Here is a 16,786-nt window from a genome sequence, read left to right on the forward strand (position 1 = left end):
CGCCCAGCCCGACCCGTCGCGGTGGCCGTCGCCTAGGCTCTCTCGAATGAGCACCACGACGACCTCCTCTCGCCGCGCCTCCGGACAGCCCCGCCGCCGTCGCCGCGGCCTCTGGATCACGCTGAGCATCCTGCTGGTCCTCGTGATCGGCGCGATCGTCGCGGTGCTCCTGGCCGTCCAGACGTACGACAAGGCGATGACGGTCCGGGCCAAGCTCACCTCCGCCATCCCCCTCGTCTCGCAGGTCGCCGACCAGCTCACCGGATTCGACACCGCGGGAGCCGAGGCGACGGCGGGTCAGATCGCGACCCTCACCGGCGAGGCGCGCGACGAGACCGACGACGGCGTGTGGCGCGTGATGGAGATCGTGCCGATCCTCGGACCCAACCTCTCCGCCGTCCGCGCCGCGACCGAGATCGCCGACGACGTGTCGGGCAAGATCGTCACTCCGCTCTCGGGCACCTCGCTCGACGTGCTGAAGCCGGTCGACGGCCGTGTCGACATCGCCGCGATCACAGACCTGTCGGCCAAGATCGACGTCGCGAAGCAGGTCGTCGACGAGTCGCAGGCGCGCGTCGAGGCGATCGACCGCGGCGCCCTCGTGCCGCAGGTCGCCTCGGCCCTCGACGCCTTCGCTCCGCAGCTCGAGACCGCCACGAAGGCGATGGACCAGGTGCAGCCGATCACGGCGATCCTGCCCGACGCGCTCGGGGCGAACGGGCCCCGCAACTACCTCGTCATGTTCCAGAACCTCGCCGAGGCGCAGGCTCTCGGAGGCGGCGCCTCCTCGGTCATGCTGCTGCAGGCCGACGGCGGAGCGATCTCGATCACGGAGCAGCAGTCCAGCCAGGACTTCCGCGGGCTGGAGTCGGTGGACGTCGATCAGAGCGCGCTCGACACCTTCGGCGGCAACCTCGCCACGACCTTCAACGTGTCGACGAGCCGGCCCGACTTCCCGACCGCGTCGTCCATCGCGACGCAGTTCTGGGCCCAGAAGTTCCCCGACCAGAAGATCGACGGAGTGCTGGCGATCGACCCGGTCGCGCTCTCGTACCTGCTCGACTCGACCGGCCCGGTGGTGCTCACCGACGGCACGGAGCTGACGAGCGAGAACACCGTCTCGACGCTCCTGAACAAGATCTACTTCCGCTACCCGGCCGAGACGGTCGGCGAGCAGACCGACGAGTTCTTCTCGGAGGCGAGCGCCACGATCCTCGGGAAGATCCTCGGCGGCGACATGGAGCCGACGCGCATGCTGCCGGCGATCGTCAAGGCGGTCGGCGAGAGCCGCATCCTCGCGTACAGCACCGACCCCGACGAGCAGGCCCTCCTCGCTCCGACGCCCATCGCGGGCATCCTGCCCACCGCGAACGCCGAGACGACCACCACCGGCGTCTTCTTCCAGGACGCGTCGATCGGCTCGAAGATGGACTACTACCTCGACACGGCGGTGACGCAGGCGAGCGCGAACCGCTGCGCCGCCTCCGGAGCGACCTTCACCACGCAGGTCACGCTGACCAACACGATCACCGAGAAGGTGGCGCGCACCCTGCCGCCCTACGTCGCGGCGAACGGCGGCAACAGGTTCCCGCTCGGCGACTTCGTGACCAACGTCTACGTCTACGGCCCTCCCGGCACGAGCGTGACCGGCGCGACCTGGGCCTCCGGGCTCGGCACCGTCGTGCAGACGACGGACGACCTCGGGCGACCGGTCTCGAAGATCGCGGTGCAGCTCTCGCCCGGCGAGTCCGACACCGCCACGGTCACCTTCACGGCGGCCCAGGCGGGCGAGTACGGCGAGCAGGCCGTCCGCGTCACCCCGATGATCAACTCGACCGAGGTCACGCTCCAGGACGACCCGAGCTGCGTCGGCTGACCGGTCGCGCCCTCTGCGGCCTGACGGTCAGCCTGCTGGTCGAGCAGCCCCGCAGGGGCGTCTCCAGACCCGCTACCGCCCCGCATCCCGGCGCGGAGGCAGCCCCCGCGTCAGACCAGCGCCGACCCCGGGATCGAGCTGGTGACCAGCCACGAGGCGAGCAGCGCCGCGCCGAAGCACAGGGCGAGGCCGACGAGCGGGACCCACCAGGCCCGGCGTCCGACGAGGTAGCGCACGACCGTCACGGCCACGGCGATCAGCGTCAGGATCGGCGGACCGAGGAGGGCGAGCGAGACGCCCCAGTCGATGCGGTCGTAGTCGCACGCGATGTTCTGCCCCTCGCACTGCGCGGGGAACACCGAGAGCACGGCGGCGAGGTAGCCGAGGACGATCGCCACCAGGCCCAGCGCGAGGCAGCCGAGGATCGAGAGCACGAGGTCCCAGCGGCGGCGCAGCGGCCGCCCGGCCGCGACCACCTCCCGGACGGTGCGGTAGGCGTCCGTCCGCAGCTCGTCGTGCGCGCGACCGGCCGGACCCGGGCGCGGTGCCGGCCGCGCGGCCGGTGTCCGGGATGCGGCAGGGCGGGCGGAGGACGAGCCGCTCGCGGCCGCGCGCGCCCGCTTCTTCTTCGAGGAGGCCACGATCAGAAGATCATCGGGCGGTCGTCGTCGAGGGTCGTCTCGAGATCGAGGTCGACCACCACGGGGACGTGATCGCTCGGGGCGTCGCCCTTGCGCTCGTCGCGGTGGATCGAGGCGCCCGTGACGAGCTCGCCGAACGCGTGCGAGCCGAGCACGAAGTCGATCCGGAGCCCCTCGTTGCGCGGGAAGCGCAGCTGCTTGTAGTCCCAGTAGGTGTAGCCCTCGGGGACGAGCGGGCGCACGACGTCGTGCAGCCCGGCGGCCTCGAAGGCGGCGAAGGCCTCGCGCTCCGGCGGCGAGACGTGCGTGGATCCGGGGCCCAGCGTCGGGTCGCCGACGTCGCTGTCGAGCGGAGCGACGTTCCAGTCGCCCATCAGCGCCAGCGGCAGGTCGGGTTCGGCGGCGAGCCACTCGCGGGTGCTCGCCTCGAGCGCGGCGAACCACTCGAGCTTGTAGAAGTAGTGCGGGTCGCCGACCGCGCGGCCGTTGGGCACGTAGAGGCTCCAGACGCGCACGCCGTCGACGGTCGCGCCGATCGCCCGCGCCTCGAGGGGGAGGGTGCCGTCCTCGGCGGGGGCCTTGGCGAAGCCGGGCATGCCGGGGAAGCCGATCCGCACGTCCTCCATCGGCAGGCGCGAGGCGATGCCGACGCCGTTCCACTGGCTGATCCCCGCCATCTCGACGTGGTACCCCGCCTCGGCGAAGGCCTCGTGCGGGAACTGCTCGGGCTTGCACTTGAGCTCCTGCATGGCGAGGACGTCGACGTCCTCGCGGACCAGCCAGTCGACGACGCGGCCCGTGCGGGCCCGGATGGAGTTCACGTTCCACGTGGCGATGCGCATCCTCGAAGTGTAGGAGCCGCCGCCGACAGCACGGTGCGGACGGCGGCCGTCCCCCGCGCTCCGGTCATCCGTCCGGCGGATTGCGGAACCGGTGTCGGTGGTCGATGGTTGTCTTGCGCCGTCCCGATCGGCGCCCCGCGTCGTCCCCGCGCCGCCGCCCGCGGCCCGCCTCCCCGCCCGACTCCGACCAGGCGGCCGTTCCGGCGGATCCGCCGTCGATCCGCCCGAGCCGTTCCCGCGGCCGTCCCCGCTCCCGCCCGCTCCAGCCGTCTCGAGGAACCCCGTGATCCTGCTCCGACTCGCGTCGTCCTACGCGAAGCCCTACTCCCGGTGGATCGTCGCGGTCGTCGTGCTGCAGTTGATCTCGACCCTCGCGGCGCTCTACCTGCCGAGCCTCAACGCCGAGATCATCGACCAGGGCATCGGCACCGGCGACACCGACTTCATCTGGGCGACGGGCATGACCATGCTCGTCGTCTGCCTCGTGCAGGTCGTCACCGCGATCGGGGGCGTGTACTTCGGCGCCCGCACCGCCATGGCCGTCGGCCGCGACCTGCGCCGCGACGTCTACCGCCGCGTCGACTCGCTGAGCGGGCTCGAGGTCGGCCGCTTCGGCACCGCCACCCTCATCACCCGCGGCACGAACGACGTGCAGCAGGTCCAGATGCTGGTCCTGATGACCCTCAACTTCATGGTGTCGACGCCGATCATGTGCATCGGAGGCATCGTCTTCGCCCTCCGCGAGGACGTGGGCCTCTCGTGGCTGGTCTGGGTCTCGGTGCCGGTGCTGTTCGTCGTGGTCGGCGTGCTCGTCTTCCTCCTGCTGCCGCTGTTCCGCCTCATGCAGGACCGCATCGACGGCATCAACGGCGTGCTGCGCGAGCAGATCACGGGCATCCGCGTGGTCCGAGCCTTCGTGCGCGAGCCCTTCGAGTCCGAGCGCTACCGCCGCGCGAACGCCGCGATCACCGAGGTGTCGATCAAGGTCGGCAACATCTTCGTGCTGATGTTCCCGGCGATCATGATGATCCTGCACCTCGCCACGGCCGCCGTCCTCTGGTTCGGCGGGCAGCGCGTGGATGCGGGTCAGATGCAGATCGGCTCGCTGACGGCGTTCCTCCAGTACCTGCTCCAGATCCTCACCGCGGTGATGATGGGCGTCTTCATGGTGATGATGATCCCGAGGGCCGTCGTCTGCGCCGAGCGCATCGACGAGGTGCTCGGCACCCGCACGAGCCTCACGAACCCCGAGGGGGGAGCGGTCACGCCGACCCTCGGCCGCGTCGAGTTCCGCGACGTCGTCTTCGGCTACCCCGGCGCCGAGCGCCCCGTGCTCTCGGGAGTCGACCTCGTCGCCGAGCCCGGCCGCACGACCGCGATCGTCGGCTCCACCGGCGCCGGCAAGACGACGCTGCTCGGTCTCGTGCCCCGCCTGTTCGACCCGCAGGAGGGGTCGGTGACGATCGACGGCGTGCCCGTCTCGTCGCTCGACCGCGCCCAGCTCGCCGAGGTCATCGGCCTCGTCCCGCAGCGCCCCTACCTCTTCTCGGGCACGATCGCCTCGAACCTCCGCTTCGGCCGCCCCGACGCCACCGACGCCGAGCTGTGGGAGGCGCTGCGCATCGCCCAGGGCGAGGACTTCGTCCGCGGCAAGGAGCACGGGCTCGACGAGCCGGTGTCGCAGGGCGGCACGAACGTGTCCGGCGGCCAGCGCCAGCGCCTGTGCATCGCGCGGGCGCTCGTGGCCCGTCCCCGCGTCTACCTCTTCGACGACTCCTTCTCGGCGCTCGATGTGGCGACCGACGCGAGGCTGCGCGAGTCGCTCGCGGCGGCGACCACCGACGCGACGGTGATCATCGTCGCCCAGCGCGTCTCCACCATCCGCCACGCCGACCAGATCGTGGTCCTCGACGCCGGCCGCGTCGTCGGCAGGGGCACCCACGACGACCTCCTCGAGACGAACGCGACCTACCGCGAGATCGTCGAATCGCAGCTGAGCACCGAAGGGGTGGCCTGAGATGGCACGCGTCCGCGACACCGCGCAGGAGCAGCCGGCCGAGCCGGAGTCGCTCGCCCCCGAGTTCGAGCCCGGCGAGGCCGACGGCGGCATGTTCGGCGACGGCCCGCCCGCCCGCAAGGCCCAGCACTTCTGGCCCTCGGCCAAGCGGCTGTTCAGCCTCCTCGGCCCAGAGAAGGCCCGGATGATCGTGGTCGTCGCCCTGGTCTCGGCGTCGGTCGTCCTCACCGTCATCGCGCCGAAGATCCTCGGCCAGGCGATGGACACGATCTTCAACGGCGTGATCGGCTCGCAGCTGCCCGCAGGAGTGCCGCTCGAGCAGATCATCGAGCAGCAGCGGGCCTCGGGCAACGGCACCTTCGCCGACATGCTCTCCAAGACCGACATCGTGCCCGGGCAGGGCATCGACTTCGTCGTGCTCGGCCGGCTCATCATCATCGTGCTGCTGATGTACGTGGTCGCCTCCGTCCTCATGTGGGCGCAGGGCTTCCTCCTCAACGGGCTCGTGATGCGCGTCGTCTACGGCCTGCGCCAGGACATCGAGGCCAAGCTCAACCGCCTGCCGCTGCGCTACTTCGACACCCGGCAGCGCGGCGACGTGATGTCGCGCGTCACGAACGACGTCGACAACATCCAGACGGCCCTGCAGCAGGCGTTCTCGCAGCTCGTCCAGTCGGTGCTGACGATCATCGGCATCGCCGCGATGATGTTCATCGTCTCGTGGCAGCTCGCGCTGATCGCGCTGATCTCGCTGCCGCTGTCGGGCATCATCGCCGGGGTCATCGGCGCCCGCTCGCAGAAGCTGTTCGCCGCCCAGTGGAAGAACACCGGCGCGCTGAACGGCCACATCGAGGAGTCGTTCTCGGGCCTCGAGATCGTGCGCGCCTTCGGTCGCGACCGCGAGATGCTCGAGGAGTTCGACCGTCGCAACGACGACCTCTACAGCGCCTCGTTCGGCGCCCAGTTCGTCTCGGGCATGATCATGCCCGCGATGACCTTCGTCTCGTACCTCTCCTACGTCCTCATCGCCGTCGTCGGCGGGCTGCGCGTGGCCTCGGGCCAGCTCACCCTCGGAGACGCCACCGCGTTCATCCAGTACTCGCGCGAGTTCACCCAGCCCGTCACGCAGCTCGCGAGCATGGCCAACATGCTGCAGTCGGGCGTGGCCTCGGCCGAGCGCACCTTCGAGCTCCTCGACGCCGACGAGCAGGACCCCGAGACGATCACCGACTCGCTGCCCGAGCGCACCGACGGCCACGTCGAGTTCCAGGACGTCTCGTTCTCGTACGACCCGGAGCAGCCGCTCATCGAGGGCCTCTCGTTCTCGGCGCAGCCGGGCCAGACCGTCGCGATCGTCGGCCCGACCGGCGCGGGCAAGACGACCCTCGTGAATCTCGTGATGCGCTTCTACGAGCTCACCGGCGGGCGCATCCTGCTCGACGGAGTCGACATCACCCGTCTCGCCCGCGGCGACCTCCGCTCGCGGGTGGGCATGGTGCTCCAGGACGCCTGGCTCTTCCAGGGCACCATCCGCGAGAACATCCGCTACGGCCGACTCGACGCGACCGACGACGAGATCGCCGACGCGGCGCGCGCCACCATGGTCGACCGCTTCGTGCAGCAGCTGCCCGACGGCTACGACACCGTCCTCGACGCCGACGGAGGGAGCGTGTCGGCGGGTGAGCGCCAGCTGATCACGATCGCCCGCGCGTTCCTCGCCAATCCCTCGCTGCTGATCCTCGACGAGGCCACGTCCTCGGTCGACACCCGGACCGAGCTCCTGGTGCAGCACGCCATGGCCGCGCTGCGCACCGACCGCACGTCCTTCGTGATCGCCCACCGCCTCTCGACGATCCGCGACGCCGACACGATCCTCGTGATGGAGGCGGGGCGCATCGTCGAGCAGGGCGCGCACGACGAGCTGCTGCGCCGTCGAGGCGCCTACTACGAGCTCTACATGACGCAGTTCCGCGGAGGGAGCGAGGAGCCGACCGCTGCGATCTCGCCCGCGGGCCTGCCCGGAGGCGCCGAGACCGCACCGTAGAGTGGCCCTGTGAACGACGCACGCCAGCAGCTCATCGAGTACATCGGCTCCGACGCCGTCTTCCACGGGGACTTCACCCTGACGAGCGGCAAGAAGGCGAGCTACTACGTCGACCTGCGCCGCGTCAGCCTCGACCACCGCGTCGCTCCCCTGATCGGGCAGGTCATGCTCGACCTCATCGCGCCGATCGAGCGCGTCGACGCTGTCGGCGGACTGACGATGGGCGCCGACCCCATCGCCTCGGCGATCCTGCACCAGGGCGCCGCCCGCGGTCTCGCCTACGACGCCTTCGTCGTGCGCAAGGAGCCGAAGGACCACGGACGCGGCCGTCAGGTCGAGGGCCCGGATCTCGAGGGCAAGCGCGTGGTGGTCGTCGAGGACACCTCCACCACCGGCGGCTCCCCGCTGAAGGCGATCGAGGCGCTGCTGAAGGTCGGCGCCGAGATCGCCGGAGTCGCGGTCGTCGTGGACCGCGCCACCGGTGCCCGGGAGATCATCGAGGACGCGGGCTACCCGTACTTCGCGGCGATCGGGCTGGCCGACCTCGGACTGAGCTGATGGTCGACGAGGGGGACCGCACGCGCCGCGGCGACTCCGGGGGCGAGGAGCGTCCGAAGGAGCAGGAGCGACAGGCCGGCGGCAGCGAGTGGCTGCTGCAGCAGCTCAGCGGCGGGCGTCTGAAGAGCATCTTCGAGGCGCCGCGGCAGGTCGCTCCGGAGTCGACCGGGACGACTCCCGCGCCGGCTCGGGACTCCGAGGACGAGCCGACCGGGACGCCTGACGAGGCGGCCCTCCACGAGGAGTCCGACGCGGCGGAGCGCGAGGACGCGGCCCAGCCCGCGGAGCGCGCCGAGTCCTCGCCCGCGGACGACGCGGAGAAGCCCCCTGCGGAGACGACCGCGCAGGTGCCGCCGCCCGCCGCGGCGGAGGCGTCGGCTCCGCCGGAGCCCGTGGTCGTCCTCGAGCCGACCGCCCCGCTGCAGTCGGCCCAGCAGCCCGAGCCTGTGGAGGAGGTGCGGGAGACCGCGCCCGAGCAGGAGCCCGAGATCCACCCCGTGGCCGAGCAGGCGGCCGAGCCGGACAGCTCCGTCGGGTCGCTGAGCGCGCCCGAGCCTGCGCCGGCCCCCGAGCACGAGAGCCGCCCTGAGCCGGAAGCCGGCGACGAGCCGGAGCACCGGCCCGAGGCCGAGCTCGAGCCCGGATCGGAGCCCGAGCACGCACCCGAGCCTGAGCGCTCACCCGCTCCTGAGCGCTCACCCGCTCCGGAGCCCGAGCGCTCACCGGAGCCCGAGCAGGTGCAGCAGCCGGAGAGCGCACCGGCACCCGCGCCCGTCCCTCCCGTGGCCCCCGAGCGCGAGCGCCCGCAGCCCCGCTTCGACGCCGCCCGCCGCGACCCGGCGGAGGAGCGCGCCTCCGCTTCCCGTCCGGTGCTGCCGGTCGCCGAGCCGCCGCGCGATCTGCCGACCGCGCCGCCCGCGCTCCGCGTCGAGCCCGAGCCCCGCGAGCCGCGCGGCGACCGTCCCGAGGGCGCGACACCGCCGTCGCAGCGCGACACCGCTCCGAGCGGCACCGTCTACCACTGGCCGGACCCCCGCGGCGGGTGGGACGAGCCTCCGGTGTGGGAGGACGTCGTCGCTCCGCAGGAGGACCCGGACGACGACGGCGGCGACGAGGAGCTCTGGCGCGGCACCGCCTTCGCCTGGAACCTCGAGCCCACCGAGCCCGGCACCGAGGCGAGCGGAGACGGCGCGGACGCCGGAGAGACCCTCGAACCGGACGCCCCGCCGACGCCCACGACCGCCGGGACCGCGGACGACGGGAAGCCGTTCTCCACCACGCCCGCCGCGGCTCACGTCAACGCGCCCGCCGCGCGGGAGAGGACTCCTCGCAGCCGGCCCGCCAAGGAGCCGCGCGAGAAGACGCCGCGCACGCCTCGCGAGAAGACCCCGAGGACGCCTCGCGAGAAGACCCCGCGGACCCCGCGAGGGAGGACGGCACTGCCCGCCGCCACGGCTCCTCGGTCCGACAGCGCCGCGTCCGTCGGCTCGGCCACCGAGCCGCCCAGCATCACCGCGCTCGCCGCGGCCTCCCCCGACCGCACCAGGAGCCGTCGTCGACTCCTGATCGGGCTGATCGCGCTCGGCGTCGTCGTGCTGCTCGCCGCGCTCGCGGTCGTGGGCTACCGGATCGCGGCGGGGAACGACTCCGATGCCTCGGCACCCGCTCCGGCCGCCACGACTCCCTCGGAGCAGGCGAGCGCCGCCCCGACCGCGGAGCCCACGGCCGAACTGCCGACCGTCGGACCGCTGCCCGCCGGCACCTACGCGTGGAGCGACCTGCTCGGGGGCGAGTGCCTGCAGCCCTTCGACTCCGTCTGGGCCGAGGAGTTCACGGTCGTCGACTGCGCCACCGCGCACACCGGCGAGATGGTCGCGACCGCTCAGCTGACCGAGGAGGTGTTCCCCGGCCAGGACGCGCTCGCTTTGTCGGTCGCCTCGCTCTGCCAGGCCACCGGAGTCGTCGACGTGCTCGGCGCCGAGGCGTACGGCGACGTCCAGGTCTCGGCGTCCTTCCCGGTCACCCAGGAGCAGTGGGACGCCGGCGAGCGGCGCTACTTCTGCTTCGTCGACCGCGCGGGCGGCGGCGAGCTGATCGGCGCGCTCACCGGCACCCCCGCCGGCTGAGGCTCAGACGAGCCCGCAGCTGTAGGGCCCCCCGTCGCTCGCGTAGAGCACGAGGGGCTCCTCGGTCAGAGCGTCCACGTGGGCGAAGACGACCAGATCGGTCGACTTCAGCACCTCGAAGGTCACGCTCGAGCGATCGCCGACGAGCGTGTACGCGTCCACGTAGTCCGGCGAGTCGGAGCGGGTCTCGATCGCCGTGCCGCCGTACGCCGCCTCGACGGCGGAGCGGGGCGAGCCGATGCCGACGCCCTCGTCGGTGGTGATCGACGGACTGCCGATGATCAGGCTGAGCAGGGGACCGGACTCCCCGTCCACGACGGGCCAGAACGGAGCGCCGCCGAGCGCCTCCGACGCGGGATCGTCCGGGTAGTTCGCGAGCCAGCGAGCGGGGGAGCCGATCGGCTCGACTCCGTTCTCCGCCCAGACCTGCTCGCAGAAGTCCGGATCGACGACCGCGACGGCGGCGCCTCCGGCATCGGCGGGCACGGGCTCGCCCTGGATCAGCGAGCCCACGCCGTCGGGGGTGTGCAGACCGTCGACGTCGAGCACGAGGTCGGTCAGGGCCGGCGGAGCGGTGGGAGCGGCATCGCTCGCCGTGGGAGTGCTGGAGGGAGCGCTCGTCGGAGTCGCCGCGGGAGTGGACGTCGCGGGTGCGGTCCCCGTCGCTGTGGGCTCGGGTGCGCTCGGAGTGCAGCCCGCGACGGCGAGCAGGACGGCGCCGGCGACGGCGGTGGCGCGCAAGGCCGGGTGGAAGCGGATCATCGTGGTCTCCTCGCGGGAGCCGTCTCCTCGTGCCCCCCGCGCCAGTATCGAACCGCGCGGCGAGGTGGCGGAAGGCGCCCCGCGCGGTCGTCACCCAAGCGTGTCCTGCTTGTAGGGTTGCCGATCGTGGACGAGATCGAGACGCCGCGCGAGGCCGGCCCGGCCGCCTCCGTCGAGGCCACGACGAACGGCGTGGGGCCGTGGATCGGCGAGCGTCCGCAGGACGAGCGCCTGGACCCGGAGCTGCTCGAGACGGGCGACTCCCGCAACGTCGTCGACCGCTTCCGCTACTGGCGGATGGAGGCGATCGTCGCCGAGCTCGACCGCACCCGCCATCCGTTCCACGTCGCCGTCGAGAACTGGCAGCACGACATGAACATCGGCTCGATCGTGCGCAGCGCCAACGCGTTCGGTGCGCGGGGCGTGCACATCGTGGGCAGACGGCGGTGGAACAAGCGCGGCGCGATGGTGACCGACCGCTACCAGCACGTCCAGCACCACGAGGCGGTCGCCGGTCTCGTCGACTGGGCACGCGAGGAGGGCCTGCCGATCATCGCGATCGACAACGTGCCCGGGTGCGTGCCGATCGAGACCTTCGCCCTGCCCGAGCGCTGCGTGCTGCTGTTCGGGCAGGAGGGGCCGGGCCTGTCGGAGGAGGCGCTCGCCGCCTCCGAGGCCGTGCTCGAGATCTCGCAGTTCGGCTCGACGCGCTCGATCAACGCGTCAGCGGCCGCCGCGGTCGCGATGCACGCCTGGGTGCTGCAGCACGTGCGGTTCTGAGCGAGACCGGTTCTGAGCGCGCCCCGGGCTCAGACCACGACGTCCGGCGGGAACTCCGACTCGAGCGGCTCGCCCGACAGCAGCTCGTGGACGCCGCTGAGCACCTCGTCGGGGCGGAACGGGTAGCGCTCGATCTCGGCGGCATCGCTGATGCCCGTCATCACGAGGACCGTGTGCAGACCGGCCTCGATGCCCGCGACGATGTCGGTGTCCATCCGGTCGCCGATCATGCCGGTGTTCTCGCTGTGCGCGCCGATCTTGTTCATCGCCGAGCGGAACATCATGGGATTCGGCTTGCCGACCACGTACGGGTCCTTGCCGGTCGCCTTCGTGATGAGCGCGGCGATCGCCCCCGTCGCGGGCATGACGCCCTCGGAGCTCGGACCCGTGGCGTCAGGGTTCGTGACGATGAAGCGGGCGCCCCCGATGATCAGCCGGATCGCCTTGGTGATCGCCTCGAACGAGTAGTTGCGGGTCTCGCCCACGACGACGTAGTCGGGGGAGGTCTCGGTCATGATGAAGCCGGCCTCGTGCAGCGCGGTCGTGATGCCGGCCTCGCCGATCACGAAGGCGCTGCCGCCGGGCATCTGCGAGGCGCAGAAGTCGGCGGTGGCGAGCGCGCTCGTCCAGATGCGCTCCTCCGGGACGTGCAGGCCCGAGGCGCGCAGTCGCGCGGCCAGGTCGCGCGGAGTGAAGATCGAGTTGTTGGTCAGCACCAGGAACGGGACGCCCGCGTCGGTCCACTCCTGGATCAGCTCGGGCGCGCCGGGGAGCGCCTTGTTCTCGTGCACGAGCACGCCGTCCATGTCCGTGAGCCAGGCCTCGACCTCGCCGCGATGTGCTGCCATCCCCCGATGCTATCGGCGGGGCCTCCGCTCCGCAGGGTGCGGGCGGCGGCCCCGCATCAGCCGATCAGCGAGGGCTGCAGGTCGCGCAGGGTGCGGAACCGCGTCATGCGGACCACTCCGACCATCGCGAGGGCGAGGCCGCCGGCGAGCCAGCAGAGCAGCACGAGGGAGTCGCGCAGCGCCGCTGCGCCGTCGCCGCCGTACATCAGCTGCCGGACGGCGTCCGTCGCGAAGCCCATCGGCAGCACGTGGTGCAGGGCGGCGAGCGGAGCGGGCAGCGTCTGCCAGGGGAACGTGCCGCCCGCGGTCACGAGCTGCACCACCATCAGCACGAGGCCGAGGAACTGCCCCACGCTGCCGAGCCAGACGTTGAGCGCGAGGATCATCGCGGCGAACGTGAGCGAGGCCAGTGCCATGACCCCGTAGACGCCCACCGGCGACGCGACGTCGAAGCCCAGCGCCAGCGAGATGATCGCGAACAGCCCGGCCATCTGGACCACCCCGAGCAGCCCGGGGGTCAGCCAGCCGGCGAGGGTCACCCTGATCGGCGAGTGCAGGGCCGTGATGGCGCGGCGCGAGACCGGCTTCACGATGAGGAACAGCGCGTAGATCCCGATCCAGCCGGCGAGGCTCGCGAAGAACGGGGCGAGGCCGGCGCCGTAGGTCCCGGCCGAGGCGACCTCGCTCCGATCGACCTCGACCGGATCGGCGATCGCCGAGGCCTGGGTCGCCTGCTGCTCGGCCGAGCGGTCGGGGATCGCTACGACTCCGTCCTCGAGGCCGTCGCGCAGCGTCACGGCACCCGTGGTGAGGTCGTCGAGGCCGGTGGTGAGGTCTGCCAGCCCGTCGCGGAGGGTCGCCGATCCGTCGCGGAGGGAGGCGGCGCCGTCACGGACGGTCGCGGCCCCGTCGGCCGCGGATCGCGCTCCGGTCGCCGCGGTCGCCGCTCCGCTCGCCAGCTGCGACGATCCGTCGGCGGCGGTCGAGATGCCGGCGGTGAGGGTCGGAGTCGCGTCCGCGAGCGCCTGCGCGCCGGTGGCGACCTGCTGCGCGCCTCCCGCGAGCCGGTCGATCAGGGCGACCTGGCCCTGCGCCTGCGCGTTCGCGGCCAGGGCGTCGTCGCCGAGGGGGTCGAGCAGCGCGAGGATCTCGGCGATGCGGGCGGGCTCGACCCCCGACTCCTGGAGGCTCGCCTCGATGTCGCCGCGGACCACGGGGACGCTGTCCGCGAGCTGCTGGGAGGCGGCCCCGACGGCGTCGGCCTGCGTCGCGAGGGCGGCGTCGCCGGCGGCGACCTGCGCCGCGCCGTCGGCGAGGGTCGCGGTCTGCGCCGGCAGGTCGGCGGTCGCGGCGCGGAGCTGCTGCAGCCCGGAGTCGAGCGCGGTGCCGCCGTCGGCCAGCTGCTGCACCCCGCCCGCCAGGGAGGCGGTGCCGTCGGCGAGCGAGGACGCTCCGTCGGCGAGCTGCGCGGCTCCGTCGGCCAGGCTGCCGGCGCCGGCCTGCGCGGACGCGGCGCCGCTCGAGAGGGTCGTGGCGCCGTCGACCAGCTGAGTGCCTCCGTCGACCGCGGTGGTGAGGTCGCCGCGGATCGTCGCGAGGCCGACCAGGAACTGCGCGGCCGCCTCCTCGTCCACCTTCTCGACGATGGAGGCGCGCAGGGTCTTCGCCGCCTGCTCGCCGATCGTGCTCGCGAGGTAGCTCGTGGCGTCGTTGGTGGTGAGGACGACGCTCGCGCGGTGCGGCGCGTCGCTCCCGGCCGAGGCGAGGGCGGACGAGAAGTCGGCGGGCAGGGTGACGCTGAAGTCGTAGCTGCCGTCGTCGACCCCCTCCGCCGCCTCGGCGGACGAGACGCGGTGCCAGTCGAACGCGTGGTCCTCGAGGAGCTGGTCGGCGACCTCGTCGCCCGTGTTCGCGACCGTGCCGTCGTCGGCCGTCCTGCCGGTGTCGTCGACGACCAGGGCGACCGGGACGTCCGTCAGCTTCGCGTACGGGTCCTGGTTGGCCCAGAGGTAGAGGCCGCCGTAGAGGATCGGCACGAGCATCAGCGCGATCAGCGCGAGGCGGGCCATCGGAGTGGCGGTGAGGCGGCGCAGCTCCGCCTGGATCATCTGGGGGATGCGGATTCTCATGAGCGGGTTCCGTCGAGAGGTTCGGGGTCGGCCGCGGTGGGGTCGATCGGTGGGGTGGGGAGCGGAGGGGCGTCCTGGGACGCGCGCGGAAGGGCGGCGGCGAGTGCGCCGACCGTCTCCTCCTCGAAGCCGTCCTCGAGGGTCCGGAGGGCGACGGGAGCCGTCTGCACCGGATCGAACTGCGTGCGCAGCAGATCCGTCGCCGCGATCGCCGACGCGGAGGCGGTGCCGGCGATCACGAGGACGGCGACGCCGCGGGCGGCGAGCTCCTTGGCGAGCGCCCACCAGCCCGCCGGGTCGCCGCCGTGCCGGTCGGGCGACACGATCACGAGGGCCTGCACCCCCGAGCGGAGCAGGGCCAGCTCGGCGAGCACGCGGACGCGCTCGAGCGCGGGGATCTCGGACATCGGCCGGCGCGCCAGAGCGGCGACGCCCAGGCCCTCGAGGGCGCGGGCGACGGCCCGGGGGTGCGAGGGGCGGCCGGCGAAGACGAGCTCCTCGGCGGTGACTCCGCCGAGCGTGACATCGGGGGCCGGCTCGCTGACGGCGGGGGCGTCGACGAGCGCGACGGCGGCGCGCATCCGCTTCGGGTCCTCGGCGCCGTCGACGGTGATCCGGCCGGTGCCGGGGCGCATGCGGCCGCTGGCGAGCAGGCCGAGGACCGTGGGGCGCTGCTCCGTCTCGGTGAGGGCGAGCGTCGCGGATCCGGTCGAGAACGAGAGCGAGACGGGCGGGAGCGCGCCGCCCTTGGCGACGTCGTTCAGCTCGATCCTCACGCGCGGGCCCCCTCGGCGAGGACCCGGGTCGCGAGGGCGTCGGCGTCGGCCCAGCCGAAGCCCGCGATGGCGAGCACGTCGACCATGACGAGGCGCTCGGCCTGCGCCTCGCCGAGACCGGAGTCGGCCGCCTCGTCGAGCACGGCGATGGCGGCGTCCTCGATCAGGCGGGCCAGGCGTCCGGGGTCGACGTCCGGACGGAAGCGGCCGGAGGAGATCCCGCGGGCGGCGGTCGCCCGCAGCTGGGCCCGCACGGGCTCCAGCGTCCCGGCGACGATCTCGGCGTAGGGCGAGCGGAGCGCGGCACGCGCGGGGAGGCGGATCGCCTCGACCTCGTGCCACATCCGCGAGCCGATCAGGGCGAGCTCGCAGGCTGGATCCTCGTGCCGCACGGGGGAGAGCGCGGCGGCGATGCGCGCCGCTCCCTCCTGGAACACGGTGGTCAGCAGCTGCTCCCGGGACGAGAAGTGGCCGTAGACGGTGCGGCGGGTCACCCCGGCCTCGGCCGCGATCGCCTCGAGGGAGGCGTCGGGGTCGGTGCGGAGGAGTGTCCTGGTCGCGAGGAGGATCGCGGCGCGGTTGTCGGTCGCGTCCCGCCGGGGCGCTCTGCTGCTCGTCACGCGTCCATCGTACGAAATTGCACAGTGCTGTGCAAGATCGTGGAGCGAGGTCCCGGCCCCGGTACAGGGGACGGGGTTAGCCTGGGGACATGAACGGCGAGAACCTGCTGGGCCCCGAACCGACCCTCCTCCCCGAGGACCCCGCGGTCACCGCGGCCCTCGCGAAGCACGCGACCCCGGGAGCCGTCGAATTCGCCGCCCTCGCTGCGGCCCACCCGCGCTCACCGCTGGCCTGGGCGCTGCTCGCCGACAGTGTGTGGGGCATCGACGCTGCCCTCCCCTCCTACGCCTACGCGCGCGTCGGCTACCACCGCGGCCTCGACCTGCTCCGCGGCGCCGGCTGGCGCGGCCAAGGCCCCATCCCCTGGCGCCACGGCCCCAACCGCGGCTTCCTCCTCGCCCTCTACGCCCTCCGCCGCGCCGCCGAATCGATCGGCGAGACCGAAGAGGTCGACCGCCTCACCACGTTCCTCCAGCAGGCCGACCCCGCCGCGATCCCCGAGATCGAGCGGTACCACGAGGACGCGTTACCCCCCACCGCCTCCATAGTCATCCTCGGCGCAGACTGATCGGCGCCCGGTCACGGTGCTCGCGGCGTTGTCGTCGGGCGCCGTAGCTCCGCTACGACTTCCTCCTCCGCCTTGCGATCACCGCAACCGGACGCCGATCAGTCCCCCCTCCTGGAGAGGAGGGGCGCCGTGCCTGCGGCACGAGCGGACGGGGGCCGTGCCTGCGGCACGAGCCGGTCGAGGGGCCGTGCCTGCGGC

The 16,786-nt window shown here is 72.8% G+C and carries 14 protein-coding genes; 7 read left to right on the top strand and 7 right to left on the bottom strand.

The features are described from left to right. The first annotated feature begins 46 nt into the window (after window positions 1-46). Window positions 47-1,876, top strand: coding sequence for a DUF4012 domain-containing protein (locus IOC53_RS05505; RefSeq protein WP_207403364.1), 1,830 nt, complete (start codon window positions 47-49; stop codon window positions 1,874-1,876). Window positions 1,877-1,986: 110 nt separating this feature from the next. Here IOC53_RS05505 and IOC53_RS05510 read toward each other — a convergent pair whose 3' ends face one another. Together IOC53_RS05510 and IOC53_RS05515 are read right to left on the bottom strand one after the other, a co-directional pair. Further along, window positions 1,987-2,517: a hypothetical protein gene (locus tag IOC53_RS05510; protein WP_207403365.1), complete on the bottom strand. Its 531-nt coding sequence runs from the start codon at window positions 2,515-2,517 to the stop codon at window positions 1,987-1,989. A 2-nt stretch (window positions 2,518-2,519) separates the two neighbouring features. After that, the gene (locus IOC53_RS05515) at window positions 2,520-3,359 is read right to left on the bottom strand and encodes an exodeoxyribonuclease III (protein ID WP_207403366.1); all 840 of its coding nucleotides are present in this window, start codon (window positions 3,357-3,359) and stop codon (window positions 2,520-2,522) included. Between the two features lie 283 nt (window positions 3,360-3,642). On the opposite strand from IOC53_RS05515, the gene IOC53_RS05520 reads away from it, so the two are divergent. Genes IOC53_RS05520 through IOC53_RS05535 form a run of 4 tightly spaced genes read left to right on the top strand, consistent with a single transcriptional unit; the run spans window position 3,643 to window position 10,104 of the window. After that, window positions 3,643-5,376: an ABC transporter ATP-binding protein gene (locus IOC53_RS05520; protein WP_207403367.1), complete on the top strand. Its 1,734-nt coding sequence runs from the start codon at window positions 3,643-3,645 to the stop codon at window positions 5,374-5,376. Window position 5,377: 1 nt separating this feature from the next. Then, complete coding sequence (locus IOC53_RS05525) at window positions 5,378-7,420, top strand: ABC transporter ATP-binding protein (RefSeq protein ID WP_207403368.1); 2,043 nt, start codon at window positions 5,378-5,380, stop codon at window positions 7,418-7,420. A gap of 9 nt (window positions 7,421-7,429) precedes the next feature. Next, window positions 7,430-7,978: an orotate phosphoribosyltransferase gene (gene pyrE / locus IOC53_RS05530; protein WP_055794176.1), complete on the top strand. Its 549-nt coding sequence runs from the start codon at window positions 7,430-7,432 to the stop codon at window positions 7,976-7,978. Then, window positions 7,978-10,104: a septum formation family protein gene (locus IOC53_RS05535; protein WP_207403369.1), complete on the top strand. Its 2,127-nt coding sequence runs from the start codon at window positions 7,978-7,980 to the stop codon at window positions 10,102-10,104. The genes pyrE and IOC53_RS05535 overlap by 1 nt, the downstream gene beginning before the upstream one ends. A 3-nt stretch (window positions 10,105-10,107) precedes the next feature. Here the strand turns inward: IOC53_RS05535 and IOC53_RS05540 are convergent, their stop codons facing one another. Further along, window positions 10,108-10,866, bottom strand: a complete 759-nt coding sequence (locus tag IOC53_RS05540; protein ID WP_207403370.1) for a hypothetical protein — start codon at window positions 10,864-10,866, stop codon at window positions 10,108-10,110. Window positions 10,867-10,992: 126 nt separating this feature from the next. Here IOC53_RS05540 and IOC53_RS05545 point away from each other — a divergent pair, with 126 nt between their 5' ends. After that, window positions 10,993-11,646, top strand: coding sequence for a TrmH family RNA methyltransferase (locus IOC53_RS05545; protein ID WP_207403371.1), 654 nt, complete (start codon window positions 10,993-10,995; stop codon window positions 11,644-11,646). A 29-nt stretch (window positions 11,647-11,675) separates the two neighbouring features. Here IOC53_RS05545 and IOC53_RS05550 read toward each other — a convergent pair whose 3' ends face one another. The 4 genes from IOC53_RS05550 to IOC53_RS05565 are packed head-to-tail and all read right to left on the bottom strand — an operon-like array spanning window position 11,676 to window position 16,019. Next, window positions 11,676-12,494 (bottom strand): HAD-IIA family hydrolase, encoded by an 819-nt coding sequence (locus tag IOC53_RS05550; protein ID WP_077224455.1) that lies wholly within the window; start codon window positions 12,492-12,494, stop codon window positions 11,676-11,678. A 56-nt stretch (window positions 12,495-12,550) separates the two neighbouring features. Beyond that, window positions 12,551-14,617, bottom strand: a complete 2,067-nt coding sequence (locus IOC53_RS05555) for a YhgE/Pip domain-containing protein (RefSeq protein ID WP_207403441.1) — start codon at window positions 14,615-14,617, stop codon at window positions 12,551-12,553. Between the two features lie 2 nt (window positions 14,618-14,619). Then, window positions 14,620-15,399, bottom strand: a complete 780-nt coding sequence (locus IOC53_RS05560) for a hypothetical protein (protein WP_207403372.1) — start codon at window positions 15,397-15,399, stop codon at window positions 14,620-14,622. Continuing rightward, window positions 15,396-16,019, bottom strand: a complete 624-nt coding sequence (locus IOC53_RS05565) for a TetR/AcrR family transcriptional regulator (protein ID WP_207403373.1) — start codon at window positions 16,017-16,019, stop codon at window positions 15,396-15,398. Before IOC53_RS05565 ends, IOC53_RS05560 begins: the two co-directional genes overlap by 4 nt. An 89-nt stretch (window positions 16,020-16,108) precedes the next feature. Here IOC53_RS05565 and IOC53_RS05570 point away from each other — a divergent pair, with 89 nt between their 5' ends. Next, window positions 16,109-16,588, top strand: coding sequence for a DUF3151 domain-containing protein (locus IOC53_RS05570; protein WP_207403374.1), 480 nt, complete (start codon window positions 16,109-16,111; stop codon window positions 16,586-16,588). Window positions 16,589-16,786 lie beyond the last annotated feature (198 nt).

Source organism: Rathayibacter sp. SD072, assembly GCF_017355185.1.
Taxonomy (GTDB): domain Bacteria; phylum Actinomycetota; class Actinomycetes; order Actinomycetales; family Microbacteriaceae; genus Rathayibacter.